Origin of the sequence: Campylobacter sp. (assembly GCF_052169515.1) — a bacterium.
GTDB lineage: Bacteria > Campylobacterota > Campylobacteria > Campylobacterales > Campylobacteraceae > Campylobacter_A.
On record NZ_JBQNCH010000015.1, the window covers coordinates 49,731 to 57,289 of the forward strand.

A 7,559-nucleotide genomic window follows, 5' to 3' on the forward strand; every position below is an offset into this window, starting at 1 on the left:
AGATAATATGATTTTACGTTCTATCTTGGGTTCGGCACTACTAGCAACCCTACTTTTTGGTGCCTCGGCAAATGAGCAAACTGTCAAAATGAAACCAATGTTTCAAAGCGTAGAGCCAAGCAAGGCCACACTAGTAGGAAGCGGTGAGGGCAAGGAGTATTGTGCTGTTTGTGGAATGAATTTGGTTAAATTTTATAAGACCAATCACGTCTACAATGGCAAGCAAGTAGCATCACTCCACTGCTTATACGAGCTAACAGAAGGCAAGATCCCAAGTGACGCACAAGTTGTAGATACTAAAAATCTAAATTTGATCGATGTAAATAAAGCCTTTTATGTCGTTGGTAGTAGTGTCAAGGGCACGATGACTAGAAATAGCAAATACGCTTTCTCAACCGAGGCTGACGCAAAAGAATTTCAAGCAGAAAATGGCGGCGAGATAATGAATTTTGCTAAAGCTTACGAGATCGCTGGGCAGGATTTTGAGGGCGATAATAAAATGATAAAAGCTAAGCGTGAGGACGGTGTTTATGCGCATGGTAAAGAATTTTATGAAGCAAACTGTGAAAAAACAGATCCAAAAAGCTTTAAAGCTATCTCTGAGCTAAAAGCCCATCTTAAACAAGTATGTGACTCAAAAGAGGCTAGCAAAGCTCCAGAGTATGATAAACACCTACAAGCTGCCGCTTTGTATCTATGGGATGCTCCGGCAAATCTAGGCACTAGCAACCAAGCTTCAAAACCTAAACAAGAAATAAAAAAACCTGAGAGAATAGTCGTACCAAAAGGTGCAAGATGTGCGGTATGTGGCATGATCGTCAAAAATTCTCCATGGGCGACACTTATTAAAGCAGATGGCAAGGACTATTATTTTGATGGCGTTAAGGATATGGCACAATTTTATTTTGCAGATGGCAAAATGAAAGATGCCTATGTGAGCGATTACTATACATTAGAAAAGCTTGACGCAAAAGATGCTTTTTATGTTCATGGCTCAAACGTTTATGGGCCGATGGGCGATGAATTTATACCATTTAAAGATGAAGCAAAGGCTCAAAGCTTTTTAAAAGATCATGCTGGCAAAGGTGTCATAAAATTTGACGAGATAAAGAATTTTATTGGTAAATAGTGTGAAATTTCTAGTTTTTTTGGCGTTATTTTTTGGACTTTTTTATACGCTTTTAGCAGCACACTATCTTAGCTTTGATCATAAAGCAAAGCAAGATGAGCTAAGAGAAATTTCTAAGATAACAAGAGCAAATGCTGCTTTTAGTTTTAACCAAAAGGGGCAAAAAGGCTTTGTCTATGATAGGTAAAAATTTTATAAACTATGCTGTGGTTCTGCTTTTTAAAGATAGAAAGGATCACCTTTTTAGCTTTTGCCTCTTTGCACTCATTATATTTGTGCTAAGCTCGGTACTTTTCATCTCTGGATCGATCCAACATGATCTTATAAATTTAGTAAAAGATAGATCAAGTATTGTAGTGAGCGCATTTCGTGCTGGCAAAGACGATCTAATGCACCCTGGCTATATCTACGACATCTCAAAGATTGATGGCGTGGCAGACGTGAGAGGCGTGGTTGATGGAGAGTACTACTTCGTTCAAAAGCGTGTTTGGTTTCATCTATATGAAGATGATAGTCTAAAAGAAGATGAGATGATCGTCGGAGAAGGTGTAAAAGCGGCTATGAATGAGCTTTACTACAACGAGAGCTTTAATTTTCTAACTGAAGAGCGCATGATACCAGTAAAGATATTAAAGACTATGCCGGCACAAAGTGGTTTAATCTCAAATAACGCTATATTTTTGCATCCAAATACGCTAAGGGCCATCTTAAATTTAAAAGAGGAAGAGTATACGAAGCTCTATGTCGAGGTACCAAACACAGATGAGATCAGTGAAGTAGCTTTAAAGATAGAGAATTTATATCCAAATTCTTTCGCTCTTAGTATAGAAGATGAGGTGGCTAAGGTTAGGCACCTTTACTATTATAAGGGTGGAATTTTTATGAGCATTTATATTAGCGTTATGCTTATATTCTTTGTCTTGCTTAAAAACCAAATTTCACTCGCCTATGGTAGTAAAAAGCGTGAAATAGCTATTTTAAGAAGCATTGGTTTTTGTATAAAAGATATTATATTTTTAAAATTTATACAAAATTTCATCGTTAGTGTTAGTGCTTTTTTGCTCGGTGTTATGCTGGCTTATCTCTTTGTTTTTGTATTAAATGCTCCACTTCTAAAAGGGATATTTTTAGGTGATGAGCTTTTAAATTTTACAAATTTCACGCCTATTTTAGAGTTTGACAAACTCTTTTTGATCTTTGTTTTTGGCGTGATACCATTTTTAGCATTTGTGCTCATACCTTCATGGCGAGTAGCAAGTAGTGACATAAATGAGGGGCTAAAATGATAAATATAAGAGGTGTTAGCCTAGTCTATAACCAGAACAAACAAAATGAGTTTTGTGCTTTAAAAAATATAAATTTAGATATTAATGACGGCGAGCTAGTGATACTAAAAGGCATTAGCGGAAGCGGTAAAAGCACCCTACTTTCACTTATTGCCCTACTTCAAAAGCCAACTAGTGGAGAAATTTTGATAGATGGCACTAACATCGCAAAGCTGCCTGATGCCTTTTGTTCTGAGCTTAGACACAAGAGGCTTGGATTGGTTTTTCAAAATTTTAACCTTATTGATGGCTTGAGTGTATATGAAAATTTACTAGCTCCATTTGCTCTAACAAATTTCAAGGCAAATGTGAGAGATGAGATGATAAAAAAGGCTCTTGAGCTTGCAAATATCGCTCATAAAAAAGATGAAAACGTATCAAATTTAAGTGGCGGTGAGCGTCAAAGATGTGCAGTAGCTAGGGCTTTATCTATGGATGCTAACATCATCTTGGCTGATGAGCCAACTGCAAATTTAGATAGAGATAATGCACGTGCGTTTTTAGGTCTATTAGAGTCGTTTAAGAAGCTAAAAAAGAGTGTTATTGTCGCGACTCACGATAGTATTTTTGATGAGCTAACTGTCACAGATAGGGTTGTAAGCTTGCAAAATGGAGAGATAGTATGAGTGTCTTTTTATCAAACGCCGTTATTGCCTTTTTGTTAGCGGAGTTTGTACTGTTAGTTTTGATGAGTATTTCGCTCTTTTACGTCGTTAGGATCGTGAGGTCGTGGGACTACAATGCACTAACATCGCTTCAATACTCGCTTGAAAAACAAAACTACCTTGTAAATACGATCTTGCTTTTTTGCGTATGTATCAAGATCGTATTATTTATATTTTTTGCACTTTGCCTAAATGAGCTCTCTGACATCGTACCTGGTGCCATGTGTTCAGCTGGCGTGATCGGCTCGAATAAATTTGGTGGTATATTGATGCTCACTAAAATTTTGCTGATCTTTGGGCTTGGCATTTGGCTGGTTATAAATAAGCTTGACTTGCAGGCTCTAAATTTCCCTTATCTAAAGAAAAAATACGCCATTTTTATCTGCCTTTTTGTCATGATATTAGTCGAACTTGGTATAGAAATTTCGTTTTTTTACAATATCCCACTAAAAGTGCCGGTCTTTTGCTGTTCTGTTACTTTTCAAGCTCCAAAGCTACCATTTGGCTATACAAATTTTGGCTTAGTGAGTGCATTTTATGTGCTCTTTTTTGTCATTTTGGTGCTAAATTTTTTAAAGCAAAGTATGGCAAGCTTTGTGGCAAATTTGTTGTTTTTGGTGCTTAGCTACTATGCCATCACCTACTTTTTTGGCCTTTATGTTTACGAGCAGCCAAATCACAAATGCCCATACTGCATGCTAAAAGGTGACTATTTTTATGTTGGCTACCTCATCTGGGGCAGTTTGTTTCTCGGTGTATTTTACGGTCTAATGCCGTATCTTGTTGAGATTATCACAAAGACCAACTACTCACACAAGCTCAAATTTTCATCTATCTGGCTAAGTGTTTGTGTGCTGATCTGTGCACTTTATGTCCTAAAATATTATTTGTTAAGAGGATTTTTATTTTGATAAAACAAATTTTTTCTTTGTGTTTGTTAGCTCTAGTCTTAGCCGTACTTGCCTATAATGCTGATATAAGCGATGATAAAATTTTGGTTTTAAATAACGGCAAATCAGAGCCGATCGAAGAGCTAACACCAAATAAATTTATATGTTATGAGAGCAGGACACTCATCGCTGATAACAACGACACAGCTCAAGCCATCATGCCAAATGGCAATATCTACTTCTTTAACGATATTACAAATTCTTTTATCTGGTATATGGCAGAAAAAGATAAAGAAAAGATAAAGCTATATGTATACACAAAGGATACAAACCGCTATATCCTGGCACAAGACGCTTGGTACTCAAGGGTTGACATCACACCGATGGGATATGGCATAGGGGCATATGAGTTTCACTTGTATGGCATATGTGATAACTATTTTAAAGAGGTCTTGCTATACGCAGCACGCGGTGAAACGTTGCTAAATCCATACATAAACATCCTACTTTCAGAAAATAAGATATAAATTTGTAGGGCTCTAAATTTATTAAAGCTAATGGCTTGTTTTTGGTATCGAAAGCCTTGTTTGTTTAGTTTTTTGTAAAAATCGCACCCTTTTTGATTTCCTAAATCACAACAATCATCATCAACTCATCCGTTACAAATTTTTAATTGTTCAGCTACTGTTAATCACCTATTTGTTTTTTGGTAGATTTTCAAAATAATTTATCTATCATCCAAGTAGACTTTTGCGGTTTTGGCGAGTGTTTGTAGTAGAAATGTTTAGCTTGCCTCTCTTTATTAGAGAAGGCAAACTAAAAGTTAGTATCTAACGTTATTAACTTTTAAAAAGTCTCTTAGGTCTTCGTATTCGCTGTTTTCGAAGTAGCGCCATTTACCAGGCTTTAGCATATCAAGGCTAACACGTCCAAAGCTAACCCTTTTTAGATCCATCACTTCAAGGTCAAAGTATCCAAAGAAGCGGCGAAGCTCTCTGTTTTGACCCTCGTTGATGATGACTTTTAGTTTTGTATAACCGCCGCTTGAACCAAAGATTTTATAGGCTAGAAAAGGCTTAAATTCCATTGATTTTATAGTGGTTTTTGCGTGAGCGCCTTTGGTGGCGTCCTTGGCAAAAAAGCCATTTGTCATCGCCTCTATCACCTCTTTTGATATCTCGCCTTTTACCTTTAGATAGTACTCTCTTTCTATGTCGCTATTCATTAGCGCTGTGGCGATCGCTGGAGCGTCAGTTAGTAAAAGTAACCCTTCGCTTGCATAGTCTAGGCGCCCTACACTAACAAATTTGGCAAATTTCTTATCTAACGTGTCGTAGATCGTCTTTCGTCCGCGGTCATCTTTCTTGCTAACAAGCTCACCCTTTTGTTTGTGGTAAATGATAACAGTAAATTCCTTTTTTAACTTTACTAAACGGCCGTTTATGCGCACTTTGTCATCTTCATCGACGCTCGTTGCAAGGTCGCTAACCACACGCCCTGCTATACTAACCTTGCCAGCTTTTATCAGCTCATCTGCCTCACGGCGTGAGTAGTTTGTGTTGTGTGAGATAAATTTATTAAGTCTTGTTTTTTCCATTTTTATAGTCCTAAATTTGCAAGGTCGTGGATATGTAAAACACCCACAGGTACGCCATTTTCTACGACGGCTAGAAGCTGAATTTTATACTTTTCTATCAAAGCTAACGCATCTACAGCTAACATCTCTTTGTTGTCTATCTCTTTTGGATGCAGTGTTGCAAATTTCATCGCTGGCTCGTCTAAGTCAAAGTCTTCTCTCATAAGCGCACGCCTAAGATCGCCGTCACTTAAAAGGGCGTCCAACACACCATCTTTATCGACTATTAAAACCGTGCCAAGCTTGCCATGTGTCATTGTATCGATCGCGCTTTTTAGGGTTGCATTCCAGCGAACTATCGGTAAATTTTCGCTTCTCATCACATCTTTGACCTTTAAAAATAGCCTCTTGCCAAGGCTACCACCTGGGTGAAAATTTGCAAAGTCCTCTTTTTTAAAGCCGCGCTTTTGCATCAAACAAACAGCTAACGCATCGCCAAGGGCTAACGTTAGCGTGGTTGATGCTGTTGGGGCGGCATTTAGTGGGCAGGCCTCTTTCTCTACGTCGATACTAATAAATGCGTCGCTAAATTTACCAAGCGAGCTTGTTTTGCTTCTTGCCATGGCGACGATTTTCACGCCAAAGCGCTTTACGTGAGGCAAAATTTTGATAAGCTCATCACTCTCGCCACTAAAGCTAATTGCCAGCAAAACATCGTCCTTTTCTATCATGCCAAGGTCGCCGTGCATAGCCTCTGTCGGATGTAAGAAAAAGCTTGGTGTGCCAGTGCTTGCAAGTGTGGCAGCGATCTTTGCACCTATATGACCACTTTTACCTACGCCTGTGACTATGACCTTGCCCTTTGCGTTATATATCAAATTTACAGCGTCTTCTATGGCTAAATTTTTAGCATGCCTTAAAAGCTCATTTGCTTCTATCTCTAAAACCTCTGCTGCGATTTGGTTCATTGTCTGCATAAATTTCCCTTACATTAGATAGATAATAGGCACGATAGTCGGGTATTTTTTGACTTTTCTAAAGATGTGTTTTCGGATAACCTGACGCACCTGCCCCTCGAGCATCCTGCCATCTTTCAAAAGCTCCTCTTTAACGTTGCTTAGGTATTGCTCCAGCACGCCCTCCATCTCTTTTCTAAACTCGCCATCTTGCTTATCGCCCACAAGGCCGTAGCTAATGACGCGAGGCTTGTTGATGAGTTTTGCGCCGTGACGTGAAATTTGAGCGATTATCATGACTACGCCAGCTTCAGCTAAGTTTTGTCTATCGATGACAACATCATCTGAAATTTGTTTATTTATTTGATTGTCAATAAATACCTTGCCTGTTTTTACTGTTTTTACACGCTTTAAGTACTTTTGACATATCTCCATCTGATCACCGTCACTCATTAGATAGATATTTCTTTCATCTACACCACAAGCTACGGCTGTTTCTTTGTGTTTCGCGATGTGATTGTATTCGCCGTGCACTGGTAGGAAGTATTTTGGTTTTATAAGACGAAGCATCAGCTTTTGCTCCTCTTGCGCTGCGTGACCGCTCACGTGTATCTCGCTAAAGTCCTGGTACGCGACGCTAGCGCCTGATTTGATGAGGAAATTTAGCACCGTTGAGACACTATTTTCGTTACCAGGGATCGCCTTTGAGCTGATGATGATCTGATCGGTCGGCTTTATTTTTATATATTTGTGTTCATCTGTAGCCATGCGATAAAGTGCGCTCATGGTCTCACCTTGGCTCCCTGTTGTTACGATTAACACCTCATCATCTTTAAATTTGCCAACCTCATTTGCGTCAATAAAAATTTTCTTATCAAGTTTGATGTAGCCAAGCTCCATTGCAGTGTATAAATTTCGCTCCATTGATCTGCCGATGACACAGACTTTGCGGTTGTATTTTAGTCCCCATTCTATAGCCTGATAGACGCGGTGGATGTTTGAGCTAAATGTGCTCATT

Annotated in this window: 9 protein-coding genes; 6 read left to right on the top strand and 3 right to left on the bottom strand. The window is 38.7% G+C overall.

Annotated elements, in window-relative coordinates; translation table 11 throughout:
- Positions 1–7: 7 nt before the first annotated feature.
- Genes ACTTKV_RS06735 through ACTTKV_RS06760 form a run of 6 tightly spaced genes read left to right on the top strand, consistent with a single transcriptional unit; the run spans position 8 to position 4,536 of the window.
- Positions 8–1,129, top strand: coding sequence for a nitrous oxide reductase accessory protein NosL (locus ACTTKV_RS06735; RefSeq protein ID WP_442549832.1), 1,122 nt, complete (start codon positions 8–10; stop codon positions 1,127–1,129).
- Between the two features lies 1 nt (position 1,130).
- Positions 1,131–1,316 (top strand): hypothetical protein, encoded by a 186-nt coding sequence (locus ACTTKV_RS06740; RefSeq protein WP_149725087.1) that lies wholly within the window; start codon positions 1,131–1,133, stop codon positions 1,314–1,316.
- On the top strand, positions 1,306–2,415 hold the full coding sequence (locus tag ACTTKV_RS06745; RefSeq protein ID WP_442549833.1) for an ABC transporter permease: 1,110 nt from the start codon (positions 1,306–1,308) through the stop codon (positions 2,413–2,415). Before ACTTKV_RS06740 ends, ACTTKV_RS06745 begins: the two co-directional genes overlap by 11 nt.
- Positions 2,412–3,080 (top strand): ABC transporter ATP-binding protein, encoded by a 669-nt coding sequence (locus tag ACTTKV_RS06750; RefSeq protein WP_442549834.1) that lies wholly within the window; start codon positions 2,412–2,414, stop codon positions 3,078–3,080. Before ACTTKV_RS06745 ends, ACTTKV_RS06750 begins: the two co-directional genes overlap by 4 nt.
- Positions 3,077–4,030, top strand: coding sequence for a hypothetical protein (locus ACTTKV_RS06755; protein ID WP_103649229.1), 954 nt, complete (start codon positions 3,077–3,079; stop codon positions 4,028–4,030). Before ACTTKV_RS06750 ends, ACTTKV_RS06755 begins: the two co-directional genes overlap by 4 nt.
- Entirely contained in the window at positions 4,027–4,536 is a 510-nt protein-coding gene (locus ACTTKV_RS06760; RefSeq protein ID WP_107793657.1) for a hypothetical protein, read from the top strand. The genes ACTTKV_RS06755 and ACTTKV_RS06760 overlap by 4 nt, the downstream gene beginning before the upstream one ends.
- 296 nt (positions 4,537–4,832) lie before the next feature.
- Here ACTTKV_RS06760 and ACTTKV_RS06765 read toward each other — a convergent pair whose 3' ends face one another.
- The 3 genes from ACTTKV_RS06765 to ACTTKV_RS06775 form a co-directional block, all read right to left on the bottom strand.
- A complete protein-coding gene (locus tag ACTTKV_RS06765) occupies positions 4,833–5,606 on the bottom strand; it encodes a pseudouridine synthase (RefSeq protein ID WP_442549835.1) in 774 nt (257 codons plus the stop codon).
- Positions 5,607–5,608: 2 nt separating this feature from the next.
- Entirely contained in the window at positions 5,609–6,562 is a 954-nt protein-coding gene (locus ACTTKV_RS06770; RefSeq protein ID WP_442549836.1) for a KpsF/GutQ family sugar-phosphate isomerase, read from the bottom strand.
- A 9-nt stretch (positions 6,563–6,571) separates the two neighbouring features.
- The coding region (locus ACTTKV_RS06775; protein WP_442549837.1) for a ribonuclease J at positions 6,572–7,559 on the bottom strand (988 nt) is incomplete at its 5' end.

Excerpts from the sequence above, each read along its gene's own strand:
- ACTTKV_RS06735 (WP_442549832.1), top strand. The coding sequence starts at position 8 with ATGATTTTACGTTCTATCTTGGGTTCGGCACTACTAGCAACCCTACTT.
- ACTTKV_RS06745 (WP_442549833.1), top strand. The coding sequence starts at position 1,306 with ATGATAGGTAAAAATTTTATAAACTATGCTGTGGTTCTGCTTTTTAAA.
- ACTTKV_RS06750 (WP_442549834.1), top strand. The coding sequence starts at position 2,412 with ATGATAAATATAAGAGGTGTTAGCCTAGTCTATAACCAGAACAAACAA.
- ACTTKV_RS06755 (WP_103649229.1), top strand. The coding sequence starts at position 3,077 with ATGAGTGTCTTTTTATCAAACGCCGTTATTGCCTTTTTGTTAGCGGAG.
- ACTTKV_RS06765 (WP_442549835.1), bottom strand. The coding sequence starts at position 5,606 with ATGGAAAAAACAAGACTTAATAAATTTATCTCACACAACACAAACTAC.
- ACTTKV_RS06770 (WP_442549836.1), bottom strand. The coding sequence starts at position 6,562 with ATGCAGACAATGAACCAAATCGCAGCAGAGGTTTTAGAGATAGAAGCA.